At 64.5% G+C, this 18060-nt stretch carries 13 protein-coding genes and 1 riboswitch; of the genes, 10 read left to right on the forward strand and 3 right to left on the reverse strand.

The genetic code is table 11. The annotated features are described in order from the left end of the window. Positions 1-46 precede the first annotated feature (46 nt). The 6 genes from ACK28C_RS03790 to thiT all read left to right on the forward strand — a co-directional run bounded on the left by ACK28C_RS03790 (position 47) and on the right by thiT (position 7311). Positions 47-742 (forward strand): ankyrin repeat domain-containing protein, encoded by a 696-nt coding sequence (locus ACK28C_RS03790; RefSeq protein ID WP_409152636.1) that lies wholly within the window; start codon positions 47-49, stop codon positions 740-742. Positions 743-866: 124 nt separating this feature from the next. Beyond that, a complete protein-coding gene (locus ACK28C_RS03795; protein ID WP_409152637.1) occupies positions 867-1361 on the forward strand; it encodes an ankyrin repeat domain-containing protein in 495 nt (164 codons plus the stop codon). Positions 1362-1599: 238 nt separating this feature from the next. Beyond that, entirely contained in the window at positions 1600-2775 is a 1176-nt protein-coding gene (locus ACK28C_RS03800) for an ankyrin repeat domain-containing protein (protein ID WP_409152460.1), read from the forward strand. A gap of 172 nt (positions 2776-2947) precedes the next feature. Further along, a complete protein-coding gene (locus ACK28C_RS03805; protein WP_409152461.1) occupies positions 2948-4711 on the forward strand; it encodes an ankyrin repeat domain-containing protein in 1764 nt (587 codons plus the stop codon). A gap of 269 nt (positions 4712-4980) precedes the next feature. Next, a complete protein-coding gene (locus ACK28C_RS03810; protein ID WP_015556038.1) occupies positions 4981-6351 on the forward strand; it encodes a CCA tRNA nucleotidyltransferase in 1371 nt (456 codons plus the stop codon). 240 nt (positions 6352-6591) lie between these two features. Beyond that, positions 6592-6694: riboswitch (TPP riboswitch) on the forward strand. 71 nt (positions 6695-6765) lie between these two features. Beyond that, entirely contained in the window at positions 6766-7311 is a 546-nt protein-coding gene (thiT, locus tag ACK28C_RS03815) for an energy-coupled thiamine transporter ThiT (protein ID WP_015556037.1), read from the forward strand. Positions 7312-7382: 71 nt separating this feature from the next. Here thiT and ACK28C_RS03820 read toward each other — a convergent pair whose 3' ends face one another. Together ACK28C_RS03820 and ACK28C_RS03825 are read right to left on the reverse strand one after the other, a co-directional pair. Then, positions 7383-11024, reverse strand: coding sequence for an exodeoxyribonuclease V subunit beta (locus tag ACK28C_RS03820; RefSeq protein WP_015556036.1), 3642 nt, complete (start codon positions 11022-11024; stop codon positions 7383-7385). Continuing rightward, the gene (locus ACK28C_RS03825) at positions 11002-11721 is read right to left on the reverse strand and encodes an L-fuculose-phosphate aldolase (RefSeq protein WP_015556035.1); all 720 of its coding nucleotides are present in this window, start codon (positions 11719-11721) and stop codon (positions 11002-11004) included. Before ACK28C_RS03825 ends, ACK28C_RS03820 begins: the two co-directional genes overlap by 23 nt. Positions 11722-11806: 85 nt before the next feature. Between ACK28C_RS03825 and ACK28C_RS03830 the strand changes: the two genes are divergently transcribed. Together ACK28C_RS03830 and ACK28C_RS03835 are read left to right on the forward strand one after the other, a co-directional pair. Next, complete coding sequence (locus ACK28C_RS03830) at positions 11807-12304, forward strand: HIT domain-containing protein (protein ID WP_015556034.1); 498 nt, start codon at positions 11807-11809, stop codon at positions 12302-12304. A 1-nt stretch (position 12305) separates the two neighbouring features. Next, positions 12306-12947: a YigZ family protein gene (locus tag ACK28C_RS03835; RefSeq protein WP_243440563.1), complete on the forward strand. Its 642-nt coding sequence runs from the start codon at positions 12306-12308 to the stop codon at positions 12945-12947. 671 nt (positions 12948-13618) lie between these two features. Here ACK28C_RS03835 and pepF read toward each other — a convergent pair. Next, the gene (pepF, locus tag ACK28C_RS03840) at positions 13619-15598 is read right to left on the reverse strand and encodes an oligoendopeptidase F (RefSeq protein WP_015556033.1); all 1980 of its coding nucleotides are present in this window, start codon (positions 15596-15598) and stop codon (positions 13619-13621) included. A 595-nt stretch (positions 15599-16193) separates the two neighbouring features. Between pepF and gltS the strand changes: the two genes are divergently transcribed. Both gltS and ACK28C_RS03850 read left to right on the forward strand, forming a co-directional pair. Next, the gene (gene gltS / locus ACK28C_RS03845) at positions 16194-17435 is read left to right on the forward strand and encodes a sodium/glutamate symporter (protein WP_015556032.1); all 1242 of its coding nucleotides are present in this window, start codon (positions 16194-16196) and stop codon (positions 17433-17435) included. Beyond that, a complete protein-coding gene (locus ACK28C_RS03850; RefSeq protein ID WP_409152462.1) occupies positions 17432-18058 on the forward strand; it encodes a HutD family protein in 627 nt (208 codons plus the stop codon). The genes gltS and ACK28C_RS03850 overlap by 4 nt, the downstream gene beginning before the upstream one ends. Positions 18059-18060 lie beyond the last annotated feature (2 nt).

The following is an 18060-nucleotide window of genomic DNA, read 5'->3' on the forward strand; positions in this document are numbered from 1 at the left end:
GGCGGCGGCACGGTGCAACAAAACTGGAAGGGAGAGGAGCACGTTGGTGAAGAAGTCTACTTTACACACTCGCAGCGTTTCAGGGTTCGTCTTGTTGTTTCTGTTGCCGCTGACGCTTTTCAGGGGGCAGGCAGGCGCCGCAGACACAAAAACGGAAGATCTGCTGGCGATAGCCGACGGAGCGAGGCCCGAAAGGGTACGGCAATTGATTCAAGCCGGCGCGGACGTCAACGCGAAAAACGAATATGGGTGGACGCCGTTGATGATTGCGGCGATTGAGAACACCCCGGAAGTCCTGAAGGTCTTGATAGAAGCCGGAGCGGACGTCAACGCCAAAGACAGAAATGGGTTGACGCCGTTGATGCATGCGGCCGGACATAACACAAACCCGGAAGTTCTGAAGGTGCTGCTGGAGGCCGGAGCGGACGTCAACGCCAAAGACAAAAATGGGTCGACGCTGTTGATGCATGCGGCGAGTGGAAACACCCCGGAAGTCCTGAAGGTCTTGATAGAAGCCGGAGCGGACGTCAACGCAAAAGACGAAGATGAGTGGACGCCGTTGATGCATGCGGCCCAACACAACCCCAACCCCAAAGCCCTGACGGCGCTGCTGGAGGCCGGTGCGGACGCGAAGACGAAGAACAATGAGGACAAAACGGCCCTCGACTACGCGAGAATGAATGAAAAACTCAAGGACACACCGGCGTTGAAGCTGCTGGAGGAAAAGACCGGACAAAATTGAAGAAAATGAAGGGCAAACGAAGGGCCGACGCAGGCCCTTCGTTCACGAGTTTGCTGAGGCCGCTGGATTGAAAACGCAGGCGGCGGCACGGTGCAACAAAACTGGAAGGGAGAGGATCACGTTGGTGAAGAAGTCTACTTTACACACTCGCAGCGTTTCTGGGTTTGTCTTTTTGTTCCTGTTGCCGCTGACGCTTTTTGCGGGACAGGCAAGCGCCACAGACACAAAAACGGAAGATCTGCTGGCGATAGCCGACGGAGCGAGGCCCGAAAGGGTACGGCAATTGATTCAAGCCGGCGCGGACGTCAACGCGAAAAACGAATATGGGTGGACGCCGTTGATGATTGCGGCGATTGAGAACACCCCGGAAGTCCTGAAGGTCTTGATAGAAGCCGGAGCGGACGTCAACGCCAAAGACAGAAATGGGTTGACGCCGTTGATGCATGCGGCCGGACATAACACAAACCCGGAAGTTCTGAAGGTGCTGCTGGAGGCCGGTGCGGACGCGAAGGCAAAGAACAACGAGGGCAAAACGGCCCTCGACTGCGCGAGATGGAATGGAAAACTCAAGGGCACAGGGGCGTTGAAGCTGCTGGAAGAAAAGACCGGACAAAATTGAAGAAAATGAAGGGCAAACGAAGGGCCGATGCAGGCCCTTCGTTCACGAGTTTGCTGAGGCCGCTGGATTGAAAACGCAGGCGGCAACACGGTGCAACAAAACTGGAAGGGAGAGGAGCACGTTGGTGAAGAAGTCTACTTTACACACTCGCAGCGTTTCAGGGTTCGTCTTTTTGTTCTTGTTGCTGCTGACGCTTTTCGCGGGACAGGCAAGCGCCGCAGACACAAAAACGGAAGAGTTGCTGGAGATAGCCGGCAAAGCTGGCCCTGAGGAGGTACGGCAGCTGATTCAAGACGGGGCGGACGTCAACGCCCAGTTGATGGCTGCTGCGTACAGGAACCCACACCCGGAAGTCCTGAGGGTCTTGATAGAAGCCGGAGCGGACGTCAATGCCAAAACCAAAGATGGAGCGACGCCGTTGATGGCTGCGGCAGACAACAATCCCAACCCGGAAGTCCTGAAGGTTTTGATAGAGGCCGGAGCGGACGTCAACGCCCAACAGAAAGATGGGTGGACGCCATTGATGTTTGCGGCAGGCAACAATCCCAACCCGGAAGTCCTGAAGGTCTTGATAGAAGCCGGAGCGGACGTCAACGCAAAAGACGAAGATGAGTGGACGCCGTTGATGCATGCGGCCCGATACAACCCCCACCCAGAAGTCCTGAAGGTCTTGATAGAGGCCGGCGCGGACCTCAACGCTAAAGACACAGATGGATTGACACCATTGATGCATGCGTCCCGAAACAACTCAAACCCGGAAGTCCTGAGGGTCTTGTTGGAGGCCGGCGCGGACCTCAACGCCCAACAGAAAGATGGGTGGACGCCATTGATGTTTGCGGCCCGATATAACTCAAATCCAGCAGTCCTGAAGGTCTTGTTGGAGGCCGGTGCGGACGTCAACGCGAAGAACAAAGATGGGTTGACGCCGTTGATGTTTGCGGCCCGAAATAACTCAACCCCGGAAGTCCTGAGGGCCTTGATAAGGGCTGGAGCGGACGTCAACGCAAAAAGTAACGACGGGTGGACGCCGTTGATGGCTGCTGCGTACAGGAACCCACACCCGGAAGTCCTGAAGGTTTTGATAGAGGCCGGGGCGGACGTCAACGCAAAAAGTAACGACGGGTGGACGCCGTTGATGCTTGCGGCGAGTGAGAACACCCCGGAAGTCCTGAAGGTCTTGATAGAAGCCGGAGCGGACGTCAACGCCAAAAACAAAGATGGAGTGACGGCGTTGATGCCTGCGGCCCGAAACAACTCAAACCCGGAAGTTCTGAAGGTGCTGCTGGAGGCCGGTGCGGACGCGAAGGCAAAGAACAACGAGGGTCAAACGGCCCTCGACTACGCGAGGAAGAATGAAAAACTCAAGGACACAGGGGCGCTGAAGCTGCTGGAGGAAAAGACCGGACAAAATTGAAGAAAATGAAGGGCAAACGAAGGGCCGGCGCAGGCCCTTCGTTCACGAGTTTGCTGAGGCCGCTGGATTGAAAACGCAGACGGCGGCACGGTGCAACAAAACTGGAAGGGAGAGGAGCACGTTGGTGAAGAAGTCTACTTTACACACTCGCAGTGTTTCAGGGTTCGTCTTTTTGTTCTTGTTGCTGCTGGCGCTTTTCGCGGGACAGGCAGGCGCCGCAGACACAAAAACGGAAGAGCTGCTGGAGATAGCCGGCAACGCGGGACCCGGAAAGGTATGGCAGCTGATCCAGGACGGAGCGGACGTCAACGCCAAAAACAAAGATGGAGTGACGCCATTGATGCTTGCGGCATACAATAACTCAAATCCAGAAGTCCTGACTACGCTGCTGGAGGCTGGAGCGGACATCAACGCAAGACATGAAGATGGGTCGATGCCGTTGATGTTTGCGGCGATTAAGAACACCCCGGAAGTCCTGAAGGTCTTGATAGAAGCCGGAGCGGACGTCAACGCGAAGAACAAAGATGGGTTGACGCCGTTGATGCTTGCGGTAGGCAACAATCCCAACCCGGAAGTCCTGAAGGTCTTGATGGAGGCAGGAGCAGACATCAACGCCAAAAACAAATTTGATTTGACGCCGTTGATGTTTGCGGCCCTATACAACTCGAACCCGGAAGTCCTGAAGGTCTTGATAGAAGCCGGAGCAGACGTCAACGCCCAAAACAAAGATGGGTGGACGCCGTTGATGGCTGCTGCCTGGCATAACACAAACCCGGAAGTCCTGAAAGTCTTGATAGAAGCTGGCGCGGACGCGAAGGCAAAGAACAACGTGGGCAAAACAGCCCTCGATTACGCGCTGGAGAATGAAAAACTCAAGGACACAGAGGCGCTGAAGCTGCTGGAGGAAAGGACGAATTCATCCCCGACGGAAGAGCTGCTGGCGATAGCCGGCAACGCGGAACCCGAAAAGGTACGGCAATTGATTCAAGCCGGGGCGGACGTCAACGCCAAAAACGAAGATTGGTGGACGCCATGGACGCCGTTGATGTTTGCGGCCAAACAGAACAAAAACCCGGAAGTCCTGAGGGTCTTGATAGGGGCCGGAGCGGACGTCAACGCCAAAAACAGATATGGGTTGACGCCGTTGATGCATGCGGCCGAACAGAACAAAAACCCGGAAGTCCTGAAGGTGCTGCTGGAGGCCGGCGCGGACCTCAACGCAAGACGTGAAAATGGGTCGACGCCGTTGAGAGATGCGGCCCGATATAACACCCCGGAAGTCTTGAAGGTTTTGATAGCGGCTGGCGCGGACGTCAACGCCAAAAACACCGATGGAACGACGCCATTGATGGCTGCTGCGTACAGGAACCCACACCCGGAAGTCCTGAGGGTCTTGATAGAAGCCGGCGCGGACGTCAACGCCAAAGACAAAGATGAGTGGACGCCGTTAATGGCTGCGGCCGAACAGAACAAAAACCCGGAAGTCCTGAAGGTGCTGCTGGAGGCCGGCGCGGACGTCAACGCAAGACGTGAAAATGGGTCGACGCCGTTGATGTATGCGGCCCGAGACAACACAAACCCGGAAGTTCTGAAGGTGCTGCTGGAGGCCGGCGCGGACGTCAACGCAAGACGCGAAGATGGGTCGACGGCGTTGATAGCTGCGGCCCGATACAACCCCCACCCGGAAGTCCTAAAGGTCTTGATAGAAGCCGGAGCGGACGTCAACGCCAAAAACAAAGATGGAGTGACGCCGTTGATGCCTGCGGCCCAAAACAACTCAAACCCGGAAGTCCTGACTGTACTGCTGGAGGCTGGAGCGGACGCGAAAGCAAAGGACAACGAGGGCAAAACGGCCCTCGATTACGCGCGGGAGAATGAAAAACTCAAGGACACAGGGGCGTTGAAGCTGCTGGAGGACAAGGCCGGACAAAATTAAAAGAGAACGAAGGGCCGATGCAGGCCCTCCGTTCACGAGTTTGCTGAGGCTGCTGGATTGAAAACTCAGGCGGCGGCACGGTGCAGGAAAAACGGAGACGGCTCACGCCGTCTCCCTTCATCCCACAGAATCGCAGGACACGCTGGACGAGGCGCCCGACGCCTACAAGCGAATGGAGGACACATCCTGTCTGCCATCCAGGGCACGACGGACGTCGCCGAACGGCTGCAGCCCGCCTGCATTTTCAAAGCTGAGGAAGGAGTAAGGATATGGAAATCACACCGGCCGCACTGAAGGCCGTCGCAGCGTTGAGACACGCGGGGTTCGACGCTTACCCAGTCGGCGGCTGCGTGCGCGACAGCCTCGTCCCGTTGATCGGGACCCCGCAGAACCCGTCCGACCCCGCGTCGGTCCGGGCGATACTCGACTGCGCGCCGTCGGACTGGGACATCGCCACGAATGCGGCGCCGGAACACGTCCGAAGCATCCTCGGCGGGCGCCTCGCCGCGAAGCCCGGACTGCGGCACGATACCGTCATGACGTCGGTGGACGGGACGCCTGTCGAGATAACGACGTTCCGCGGCGGTGCCGCGACGATCGAGGAGGACCTCGCCTGCCGAGACTTCACCGTCAATGCTATGGCGCTCAATGCCGATGGCCGGTTGCTCGACCCGTTCGGCGGCGCGAACGATATCCGGTCCGGAGTGTTGCGCGCGGTCGGGGATCCGGCCGAACGGTTCCGAGAGGACGGGCTGCGCATCCTCCGCGGGCTTCGGTTCGCCGCCGTGTTCGGTTGGGACATCGAGCCCGACACGGCACTCGTCATGCACATGGAGAAGGACCTGCTAAGGGACATCGCGGTGGAGCGGACGCGCGCGGAGCTGGTGAAGATGCTCTGCGGTGTGCACGTCGGGCCTGTGCTGCGCAAGTTCTGGAACGTACTGTCCGTCGCGGCCCCGGAGATCGCGCCGACCGTCGGGTTCCGGCAGAACAACCGTCACCACCACCTCGACGTCTGGAAACACACCATCGCCGTCGTGGAGGCAGCGCCGGCAGTCCCGATCCTGCGGCTCGCGGCGCTGCTGCACGACTTGGGGAAGCCCGCGTGTTATACTGTCGACGCAGCGGGCATAGGACACTTTTACGGGCACGCCGCGCGAAGCGCGGAGATTGCGAGAGATATCATGGCGCGTCTACGGTTCTCCGACGAGATACGGCGGCGCGTCGTGACGCTGGTGGAGCACCACGGCGACATCCTGACGGACACCCCGTCGCGCCGAACGGTGCGGCGCATGGTGTCGAACCTCGGGGTCGATGTCTTCCACGACCTGCTGGCGCTGCGGCGGGCGGACATCGCGGGGCACAAGGTGGAGACGTGCGGCAAGGCCATGGCGGCCTGCGTTCGGTTCGAGGAGCTCCTGGCGGAACTGGAGGCGGAGAACGCGTGCTTCTCCTTGAAGGACCTCGCCGTGCGAGGCGGCGACATCATGGAGCTGGGGTACCGCGGACCCGGTATCGGGAAAGCCCTCAGGGCACTGCTGGACGCAGTCGTCGAGGAACGCGTTCCGAACGAACGCGAAGCGCTGCTGGAGCTCCTGCGGCACGACGTTATGCCAGGGCTGGACGGTCCGGCGAGTTGAACAAAGTGGGAAGGGAAAATGTGAGAGACGATACGGCATCTGCCGGGGATGAAAGCACCCGGACTGTCGAACGACCCTAGTAGCCGAGGCGAAAGGGGATTTGCGCTTTTTTACGCATTTCCAGGATGATCGTATGTCCCGCTTGGCATGGTCACCCAGCAAGGGCAATGCGGAACGATCCGGATTCGTAGGAAGGGACAGAACTCCTTGACAAACCCGCCCGTCGAGGTACTATTATGAAGGACGACCCAGGGGAGCAAGCGCTGAGAGGAGGCCGCAGGGCCTCGACCCTGGAACCTGACCCGGATAATGCCGGCGTAGGAAGACGGTCGTGCGTGGAGCCCGCAATGCCCCGCGCCCATCATGCCTCCCACTGGGACGTTCCCTATATCTCAACGTTTGGGAGGTTTTTTCATGTCCAATTCCAATGCAGCCAGCATCCGCAGCGCTACGGCAGCCATGGTCGAGGGGGCCCTCTGCATCGCCCTCGCCGTCGTCCTGTCCAAGGTCAACCTGTTCGCCCTGCCGAACGGCGGCTCCGTCGACGCGGGGCTGGCACCGCTCTTCATCTTCGCCTGGCGCAGGGGCCTGAGGTGGGGCGTCGCGGCCGGAGCGCTGGCCGGCGTCGTCAAGGTCCTGCTGGGCGGCTACATCGTCCACCCCGTGCAGGTCGTGCTGGAGTATCCCCTGGCCTACGCCATGACGGGCCTCGCCGCAGCCTTCTCCTGCAAGAAGCCCTTGGGGCAGGCGATGGGCCTGGTGCTGGGGTTCCTGGCCCAGACGGGCTGCCACGTCGTGGCGGGGGCCATCTTCTTCGCCCAGTACGCGCCCAAGGGGCAGAACCCCTGGGTCTACTCCCTCCTCTACAACGCTCCCACCCTGGGCGCGAAGTACCTCCTGTCCGCTGTGGCCGCGTGGCTGCTCTGGAAGGCGCTGGAACGGGCCCTGCCGAAAAGGTAGTCAGCCGGGCCGCAGCGGCGCCTGATAGCAAGGGGGGCGGCGCACCGCCCCCCCACATTCGCGCTATAATTTCACCGGGCCGCCGGGCAGGAGGACCGCCATGGGCACCGCGGGCAGTGCTCCTCCCGCGGAGGCAGGTCCCGCACGGCCCCCAGACGGGCCGCGGCACGCACGCGGCCCTCGATCGCCTCCCAGTCCTCGACCTTCCGCATCCGCAGGGGACTCCTCTCCCTCAGGAACACGAGCCCCGCCTCCACCCGTCTGCAGGGCGCCCCGGCCAGCTCCGCGCCCTTCCGAGCCGCCAGGGCGTAGAGGTCCAACTGCGCGCTATAGAGCTCCTCCGGAGCGTTTTGCATCAGCGTGACTTTGTAGTCCAGAACGCGCCAGATCTCCCCCTCGCGCCACACCACGTCCATGGCCCCGGAGAGGGCCAGCCCCCCCACCTCCACCCTGAAGCCCGCCTCCCGTCGCGCCCCAAGGGGCAGCGCGCCCCGCACCATGACCCCAGCCTCGGAGCCGACAAAGTGCAGGAGCCACGGGCGAAGGGCGTTTCGGTTTTCCTCCTCCCGCCACACGTCCCGAAGCAGCGTCGGCAGGGACCGCAGCGCCCTGGGGTCCGTCAGCCAGCGTTCCAGCTCCGCCTCGGCGTCGCCCTCCGCGGAGGGCCACCGCGCCAGGATCCAGTGCGCCAGACTGCCCAGGTCCGACCCGCCGCGCCCGTCCTCCTCCGCCGCGCCCCGCGGCGCCTCCCAGGCCAGGTCCAGCCCCTGCCGGTAGCGCCGCCGCCAGGCCAGAGGACACCACTCCATCAGGGAGAAGGACGTGGCGGACAGGACCGCCAGCTCCCTCGTCCCCGAATCCGGACGCGCCACAGCGACGGGGGCCGGCGTCGGCACGGCCCGCTGGGGCTTTCCAGCGGGCTGGGCCCCATCGCCGGAGGGGATCAGCTCCACGTCAGGGCCCGTCAGGTCCGGGCCGCAGTCGCCGCGCCCCTGCATCCAGTCCAGCACGATGCTCGTCCAGCCTCCCTTCTCCGCCGGCGCGCTCCCCTCTTTCCCGAACGTCACGAGGCCGCAGTGGATCAGGGAGTCCTGCGCCCGGGTCGCCGCCACGTAGAGGAGGCGCAGGTCCTCCTCCCTCTCGCCCTGGCGCGTCAGCGCCCGTTCCCAGGCCATGCTCAGGGGCTCACGGGCAGAGGGCCGGGACGCGGACAGCTCGTCCGGCAGGTCCGCGAAGGCCGCGCCCAGCGTCCGCGACGGGCAGAGCGTGCGGGGCCTCCTCCGTTTCGCGGTGTCGAAGATCGCCACCACGGGGTACTCCAGCCCCTTAGAGGCGTGGACCGTGGACAGCAGGACGGCGTTCACGCCCTCGCCGTGCCAGGCCGGCTCCTCCATGTCCACGCCGCGGCGCAGTGCGCGGTCCATCCAGTCCGCGCAGGCGGCCAGGCTGGAGGCGCTCCCCCGCTGGAAGGAGCGCGCGATGGCCACGGCCCGGCGGACGTTCCTCAGCGCGCGCAGCCTCTCCTTCTCAGGGAGGTTCGCCAGCCAGCGCCGGTCCCGGTCCAGGGGGGACAGGATCGCCGCGGGACCGTTCCTCCGGCCGATGAGGGAGGTCCTCTCCAGGCGGGCGGCCGCATCGGGAAGCGCCTCCTTCAGGGCTTCCATGACCCCTCGTCCGGTCCGGAGCGTCCCTCCGATCCGCTCGAGGCAGCGCCGGGCCTCGTCGATCGGGACGCCGGAGAAGGGCGACATCAGCCAGCCGAACACGGCCGCGCCGTCCTCCCAGTCCTCCGCCGCGCGCAGGAGGCAGATCACGTCCGTCACCTCCCCGCGGCTGAAGTAGTCCCGGCTGCGGTCCTGCACGGCGGGGACCCCCGCCGCGGCGAAGGCGTCCTCCAGGAGCTCGTGGCTTCCCCGCGTCCGCGCCAGGACGGCGAAGTCCCCGTACCGCAGGGGGCGGAGGGCGTTCAGCCCCTTGTCCCACACGGTGCGGCCCTCCTCCACCCAGCGGGCCACGCGGCGGGCCAGCGCCCCGGCCAGTCGCCTTCGGGCCCCCAGGACCGCGCGCCCCTCCTTCACCGCCAGCAGGACGGAGAAGGGTGCCGTCGTCCCGGCTCCCCGCTCTCCGGACCCCGCCGGAGACAGGGGCTCGAACTCGAGGCGCGACATCGCCTCCGAGGTCCCCAGCCCGTCGCGCCAAATATGGGCAAAGAGGTCGTTGAGCCGCGTCAGGAGCGCTCCCCGCGTCCGAAAGCTGACGTCCAGCGTCACCCGCGCGTCCGCCCGGCCGATGGCCTCGGCGAACAGGGAGGGTTCCGCGTGGCGGAAGCCGTAGATCGACTGCTTGGGGTCCCCGACGGCGAAGAGCGAACGCACGCCCTCATGCCGCAGCGTCTCGATCATGCCAAACTGCAGCGGGTCCGTGTCCTGAAACTCGTCCACCAGGATGTGGCGGAAGGTCCGCTGGGCCTTCCCGGACTCCACGGCCGCCCTGGCCTGAAGGATCATGTCGGAGAAGGAGAGCAGGCCCCGCCGGCGGCGCTCCGCGTCCCACAGCCCCCAGGCCGCCGCGCAGAACCGAAGCAGGGCGGACCGCATGAGCCGTTCCGGCTCCGGCAGGGGCGCGTCCGGCGACGGGGCGGAGAGCGCCGGGGTCCCCTCGTCCTCCTCCGCCTCCTGCCACGCGCCAAGCGTCGTCCCCAGCACTTCCTTCACCTTCTTCAACAGGCCGCTGTTCCCACCCTTGAGGCGCTCCCGATCCATGACCTCCAGGTAGAAGGTGCGGAGCTCGTCGTCCGCCGCCTCCGGCCCCGACAGCCGACCCTCCCAGCGCTCCATGAATTCCATCAGGAGCCGGTCGGGGACGTTCCTGCCGCTGGCCTGAGCCGCCGCCCCCGCGGCGCGGATGTCCTCCGCCAGGGCGTCGAAGACGTCGCGCCACGTCGCCCAGGCACGGCGCCACGAGAGGCGCAGCAGCGCCAGGACCTCCCGGCCCGCCGCCCGCGCCTGGGGGTCGTCCTCCCTCAGAGCCTCATCGCCCCAGCGCATCATGTCCTCCCAGCGGTGCCCCAGGTCCGCGTGGAGCTCCGCCGCCTCCCGCGCCAGGTCCTTCAGCGCCTCGGCCCCCCATCGTCCCACGGCGGCGGAGATCAGCGGGTCCTGGTCCAGCTCGCGGGCAACAGCCCGAAGATGGGAGCTCCCGCAGGCGTCGGCCAGCTCTCCCAGGCCGGCCTCCTCCAGGGCGTCGCGCACCCGCGCCCAGAAGCGCTCCGTCTGAGGTCCGGAGACCACGGCGGAGCGCGGATCGACGTCCAGCGCCAGCCCCGACTCCCGGACGAGGCGGGCGGCAAAGGCGTGGATCGTCGAAATCCACGCCTCGCTGAAGCCCTCCAGAACCTCCCGACGACGCTCCTGACTGACGGGGGCGTCCGGCACGTCCATCAGGGCACGGACGCGATCCTCGATGCGGCGGCGCATCTCCCCGGCGGCGGCGTCCGTGTAGGTCAGGGTCAGGATGTCGCAGGGCAGGCAGTCCGCGTCCGTCAGGAGCAGGCGCGCGTAGCGGTTGGAAAGGACCCAGGTCTTGCCTGTCCCGGCCCCGGCCCCCACCGTGATGAGGCCGTCGGAGGACGTGACCGCCGCACGCTGGCCCTCCGGCGTCCCATCGGGCAGCAGTGCCCCGTCCCAGAAGCTACTCGCGGCGTCCCTGTCCATAGTCGCGGAACCTCTCCCGCGCAGCCAGCAGGTCCGAGGAGGAGAGCAGCGCCGGCGTGCCGACGGCCGCCGCGTGGACCAAAACCTCGCAGGCGAACTCCAACTGTTCCGCCAGGGCGAAGGCATGGCCAACGTCCGACCCTGCGGCCAGGACGCCATGGTTCCCCAGCAGCACCGCAAAGCGTCCCCGCATCCCCTCACAGGCCGCCTCCGCCAGCTCCCGGGTGCCAAAGGGGTAGTAGGCCGTGCAGCGCACGTCGCCGCCGGCCAGGGCTGCCGCGCAGTGCACGGGCGGCAGCCCCCCCGCCTGGGCCTCCCGCGTGCAGGAGACGGCCGTGGCGTAGACGGAGTGGGTGTGCACGACGGCCCCGACGTCCTCCCGTTCGAGGTAGATCAGGCGGTGCATCTCCACCTCGCTGGAGGGCCTGCGGGCTCCGTCCGCGACGTTCCCTTCCATGTCCAGGACCACCACGTCCTCCGGCCTCGTCTCGAAGTAGTCCATGCCGGAGGGACTGACGGCAAACAGCCGCCTCTCCCGGCTCAGGACGCTGACGTTTCCCCCCGTGCCCCGCGTGAGGCCGCGCTCCACCAGCCTGCGGCCGTACTCCACGACGGCGTTTCGTTCGCGTTCGAGCAGCGTGACGATCTCCCCCTTCCTGCTTCCTGTAATTAAATTATAGCGGACGGGACGCCCCATCTGTTAGAATAGGTTTACGCCCTGAAGAACGAGCCGGTCCCCTTGAGGGCCGCCGGCCTGACGAAGAAGCAAAGGAGTGACGAACATGCAGCAGCTCTATGCGACGTGGCGAATGGACTACATCAGCGCTCCCAAACCCGAAGGGGAGGGCTGCATCTTCTGCGCCTTCCCGGCGGAGCGCCGGGACGAGGAACGCTTCATCCTGCACCGCGGCGAAGCCTGTTACGTGATCATGAACCTCTACCCCTACAACCCCGGGCACATGATGGTGCTCCCCTTCCGGCACACCAGCGACTACCAGTCCCTGACCGAGCAGGAGGTGCGGGAGATGCACCGCTTCACCGCCCACGCGGTGAAGGTGCTGGGCAAGCTGATGCACCCGGACGGCTTCAACCTGGGCATGAACCTGGGGAAGCCCGCGGGCGCCGGCGTGGCCGGGCACCTGCACCGCCACATCGTTCCGCGCTGGACGGGCGACTGCAACTTCATGCCCGTGCTCTCCGAGACGCGCGTGGTGTCCGAGGCCATCGAGGACACCTACCGCCGCCTGCGGACGGTGTGGAACGAGGAGATGATGGTCTGACGTGCCCGGAAGAACCGTTCCGGACGAGTACCTGGAGCCCCTGTCGTCGGCGGAGGCCGAGACGAAGGTCCGGCGCTCGATCTTCATCGCCCGACTCGACCCCTGCCGCAGCGAGGGGGAGGCCCGGACCGCCCTGGCCCGGGTGCAGGCCGCGCACCGCGACGCGACCCACAACTGCTGGGCCTGCCTCTTGGGCCCGGACCCGGCGGTCGAGTTCAGCAGCGACGCCGGAGAGCCCTCAGGGACGGCGGGACGCCCCATCCTGGGGGCCTTGAAGCGCTCCGGCATGGTGAACCTCCTCGTCGTCGTGACGCGCTACTTCGGCGGCATCAAACTGGGCGTTCGTGGGCTCATCGAGGCCTACAGCGGCGCGGCGGACCTGGCCGTAGCCGCTGCTTGTCCCGTGCGGCGTGTCCTGTCGCGCCCCCTCTCGGTGCGCCTCCCCTATCCCGCCATCGGCCCGGTGACCCGCCTCCTGGAGGACTGGGGCGCCGGGGAGGAGGCGCAGTGGACCTACGGCGAGGAAGTCCTGGTCCACACCCGCGTCCCGCGCTCGCGCGCGGCGGGGCTGGCCGCGGCGCTCTCCGAGATGGCGGCCTGCGGAACGGTCCTGGCGTGGCGCGACGAGGGCGCCCCTCCGTGAGGCGCCCCGTCACAGGCCCGTGCCGCGCTCGCTGAAGAAAAGCGGCAGCGGCGCCGTTCGCTTTCCCTCACCCGACCTCCCCAACGCGGGACCTCCACGCCAGGCCAACCGATTGCCGGACCTGAGCGACGGGAGGTCCCGCTTCGTTTCCATTCCGGCCTCCGGGAGCACAACGGCTGGCGCCTCCCCGCAGTCGGGCTTCCCGTCATTAAGTCATTAATCAGTAAAGATCAACGGTTTTTTACGCTTATACTAATTTGCGTCTAAAGGGCAAGAAAGGCCCCCCTGCAAGGGGGGCTGCCCCGAAGGGGCTGGGGGGTGTTGAGCCTGAGAAACAACCCCTCCGGTTCGCTGACGCGAACCACCTCCCCTTTCAGGGGAGGCAATCCATATTAAACGCGATTTGGTATTATTTCCCAAAAAGGGCACGAATCGGAGAACGAAGAAAGGGCCGCGGCAGTGAGGCATAACGCCAGACGCCGCGGCCCTCGGACTGATAAGACGAGGTGATAGGTCGTTCTGAAAGGACCTTAATTATAATATAAAACTTGAAGTTTTGTCCAGAAAAACATCAGTCTGCGTCAAAATTTACGTAAAACTCCGGGGGTGAATCCAGGGGGGCTGTCCACCTCCGCAGCGTCGGCACAACGATGGACGCTATCGGTCCGGCCCTATCGGCCCCAGACCCTTTCCCCCTCCTCCAGCCGTTCCTGAAACAGCTTCATCGTCCGGTCGAAGGGCTCCCGGCTCGTCAGGTCCACACCGGCGCGCCGCAGGATGTTCAGGGATTCGTCGCTGCCGCCGCTCTTCAAAAAGGTCAGGTAGCGGTCCACGGCCCCCGGTTCCCCCGCGAGGATGGCGCTGGCGAAGGCGTTGGCCGCGGTGAAGCCCGTGACGTACTTGTAGACGTAAAACGCGCTGTAGAAGTGCGGGATGCGGGCCCACTCCACCCACAGAAGTTCGTCCGGGGCCATGTCCGGCCCGTAGCACCTCTCGTTCAGTTCACGCCACAGGCCGCTCATCCACTCCGGCGTCAGGGCGCCCCCCTCCTCCGCGCGGGCATGGACCTGAAGCTCGAAGTCCGCAAACATCGCCTGGCGGAAGAAGGTCGTCCGAACCATGTTGTAGTAGTAGCTCAGGAGCCACTTCCGCTCTTCCTCCGTCTTGGCGGTCTTCAGGAGGTGCCCCAGGAGCAGCGCCTCGTTCGTCGTCGAGGCCACCTCCGCAAGGAGGATGGTGTAGTCGCCGTAGACCTGGGGCTGGTTCCTGTGGGAGTACCAGCTGTGCATGGAGTGCCCCATCTCGTGCGCCAGCGTGAAGACGTCGTTCAGGGTTCCGTTGTAGTTCAGCAGCACGTAGGGGTGCGTGGCGTAGGACCCCCAGGAGTAGGCCCCCTTGCGCTTGCCCCGGTTCTCGTAGACGTCGATCCAGCGCTCCGCAAGACCGCGCTTGAAGTTCGCCACGTAGTCCTCACCCAGCGGGGCCAGGGCCTCCGCCACCATCCGGCAGGCCCTCTCGTAGGGGATGTCCTCCCGCGGTTCCTCGGCGATGGGGACGTTCAGGTCGTAATAGTGCAGCCGGTCGAGCTTCAGCGCCCGTTTCCGCAGCGCCACCAGGCGGTGCATCAGGGGGGCGCAGCGAGCGGCCGTGTCCACCACGTTCTCGTACACGCTGCGGGGCACGTTGTCGCCAAAGAGCGCCGCTTCCAGGCTGTCCTTGTAACGCCGCGCCCTGGCGTAGAACAGGTCGCCCTTCACGGACCCCGCGTAGAGCGCGGCCAGGGCGTTCTTGAAGGAACCGTAGGTTCCGTAGATGCCCTCGAACGCCGCCCGGCGCACGTCCCGGCTGGGGCTGCGGCTGAGCTTGTACCAGCGCTCCTCCGTCAACTCGACGCTGCGCCCTTCCTCATCCCGGATCGTGGGGAACTTCAGGTCCGCGTTCGTCAACAGCGAGAAGGCGTTCTCCGGGGCCGCCGTCGCCTCTCTGGCGCTGGCCAGAAGCGCCTCCTCCGCCCTGGGCAGGATGTGTTCCCGCTCCCGCAGCAGCCGCTCCACGAAGAAGGCGTAGAGCTTCAGCCCCGGCTCCCCCCGCACCCAGCGCCGCAGCTCGTCCTCGGGCAGCTCCAGGACCTCAGGGGCAAAGAAAGCGGTCACCACGCCGTGCCTGGCGGACAACGCCTCGATGCGGCTGGCCAGCTCCATGGGGCGTGTCTCCCTCAGGTCCTCGTGGCTCTTCATGTTGGCGTAGACGTAGAGCTTCTCCAGCTCCAGAGAGACGGCCTCCTCGGCCTTCAGGTACTCCAGAAGCTTCTTCGGCCCTTCGCCCAACCGCCCCGCAAAGCCCGCCAGCGCGTCGATCTTCGGCGTCAGATCGCTGAAGGCCCTCTCCCAGGCCTCGAAGGAGGGATAGATCGCCTCCAGGTCCCATCGCATGGCCTCCGGGACGTCCCGCCTCTCCGGCACCCCGCCCGTCCCATCCCCCATGGCCTCCGGGGCTTCAAACCGCATCGCAAAATTCATCGGAACAACACCTCGCGTCAAAGCATCAAATTTTTCAACGCCGGCAGCCGCACCGCCGGCGGCCAAGCCCGCGCAGGAAAAACAGGCGGCGGCCAGAAGCGGCAGCGCGCGCCGCGTCCTCAACCCCTTCATCCTCCATCGCCTCCGTCCTCCCTCAACTGCCCAAAAACGCCTGAAAACCAACGCCATGCTTTCATTATGTTATCACAGGCGGGACGCCCAGGCCGGAACCGCGAGCCGGGCGCAGGCCCCCGGCGCGGCAGGGGACCGATGGCTTTCCTGGAGGGAGGGTTTGCCTCCCTCTTTCCGGCCCCAGAAAAGGCAAATTTTGAGTTTAAAAGAATTGATCAAAATTAACCTAAAAGAAAAGAAATAGAGAAGGATGGGGCCATCATACGGAACGAGCGTAACCGAGGGGCCGTCCCGTCGAGACGGCCCCTCGTTTCACTTATCGCCCGACGCTTGGCCGCAGGTCACGCCACGAAGAGCGGAACGCTGGTGGGGCCATTCTTCAATGTCAATGTCACCTGGCGGGCAGCCTTGACAAACGTCAAATGAAAATGATACTTTATCCCTAAAAGCTCTACCGTATCTACCGTTTCTTTGGGCGTTGAGCGAAAGAGGACGGAGTGGGTGCCCGGCTCCGTCCGATCATGGGGCCGTGCCCGTCCGGCACGCGAAGCTGGGTTGATGGGACGGCAATGCCACAAAAACAGGAGGTCTTGATATGAGCTTTGAGGTAGTGGATGGTGTCTTCACGATCAGCGAGAACGCCGTCTTCTCGACGGCCATGGCCTGCGTCCTGCTCCTGCTGGGCTACCGGGTCAAGCGGAAGGTGCCCTTCCTGGAGAAGTACTGCATCCCGGCGCCGGTCATCGGCGGATTCCTCTTCATGTTCGTCACCTTCATCGGCCACAACACGGGGACCTTTGCCTTCAAGTTCGACTCCGCCTTTCAATCCCCCTTCATGCTGGCGTTCTTCACCACGGTGGGACTGGGAGCCAGCTTTGAGCTGCTGAAGAAGGGCGGCCTGCTCCTGATCCTCTACTGGCTCTGCGCCGGGGTGATCTCCATTGTCCAGAACGTTATCGGCATCACGGTGGGGGACGCGGTGGGCCTCCCCGCACCCTACGCGCTCCTCTCCAGCGCCATCTCCATGATCGGCGGCCACGGCGCCGCCGGAGCTTACGGCAGGACCTTTGAGGAGCTGGGCTACGCCGGCGCCATGGGCGTTGGCGCGGCAGCGGCGACCTTTGGCCTTATCTCAGGCGTCATGGTGGGAGGGCCCCTGGCACGGCGCCTCATCGTGCGCTACAACCTGAAGCCCCAGGAGGACAACGGCAGCTACGCGGAGATCGAGAGCATCAACGCCGCGGAGGGCGTGAAGCTCACGGGCCTTGAGACCATTCAGAACGTGGCGGCCATCATCATCTGCATGGCCCTAGGCATGGTGGTGTCCGGTTGGATCGGCAAGCTCCTCGGCATGTCCTTCCCGGACTACGTGGGCGCCATGTTCGTGGCGGTGGCCCTGCGCAACCTGAACGAGAAATTCCAGTTTTACAAGTTCAGCTTCTCCCTGAGCGACAAGATCGGCGACGTCATGCTGAATCTCTACCTGGGCCTGGCCCTCATGACCCTGCGCCTTTGGGAGCTCATGGACCTCATGGGGGGCATGCTGCTGATCGTGGTGGCGCAGCTCGTCTTCATGTGCGTCATCGCCTACTTCGTCGTCTTCCGCATCCTGGGCTCCAACTACGACGCGGCGGTGATGTGCGCGGGGCTCTGCGGCCACGGGCTGGGCGCGACGCCCAGCGCCATCGTCAACATGACGGCGGTGACGGAGCAGTACGGCATGTCCCGCAAGGCCTTCATGATCGTGCCCATCGTGGGGGCCTTCCTGGTGGACATCATCTACCAGCCCCAGACCATCTACTTCATCAAGAAGTTCGTTGAGGGCATCACAAAGTGAGCCGCGGCATCAGACTTCTTCACCCAGCGGACTACCGCGTGACGGACTGGAGCGGCGGGCGGACGACAGAGCTGGCGATCGCCCCGGAGGGCAGCCTTTACGCCGAGAGGGAGTTCCTGTGGCGCTTCAGCTCCGCCACGGCAGAGGTGGAGGAGAGCACCTACACCAGCCTGCCGGACTACAACCGCGTGATCCTCTCCCTTCGGGGCCTGCTGCGCCTCTCCCATGATGACGCGACCTGGCGGGACTTCGCGGAGTTCGAGCCCTACGCCTTCGACGGGGGAGTCACCACGCAGGCCCGAGGGAAGGTCGTGGACCTGAACCTGATGCTGCGCAAGGGGCGATGCGCCGGGACGATGATCCCCATCGTGGGCGGCCCCGGCCTGAGGACGGACGTGACGGCGGCTCTGGCCGCCGCGCTGCCGGGAGCGGAGGAGCTGCTCATCTTCTGCTTTGAGGGGGCAACGGAGGTCGTGAGCGGGGACGGGACCTGGTCCCTGGGGGCGGGCGATACGCTGCACGCCTCAAACCTCGACGGGGAGGCGTGGAGCGTCAGGGCGACGGAGAGGGTCAAGGCCGTCGCAGCGGCGGTTCGGTACGAGGGCCGCTGCGCAGAAAACTAAGG

The sequence above is a fragment of the Fretibacterium fastidiosum genome (genome assembly GCF_964642095.1).
Classification (GTDB): Bacteria; Synergistota; Synergistia; order Synergistales; family Aminobacteriaceae; genus Fretibacterium; species Fretibacterium fastidiosum.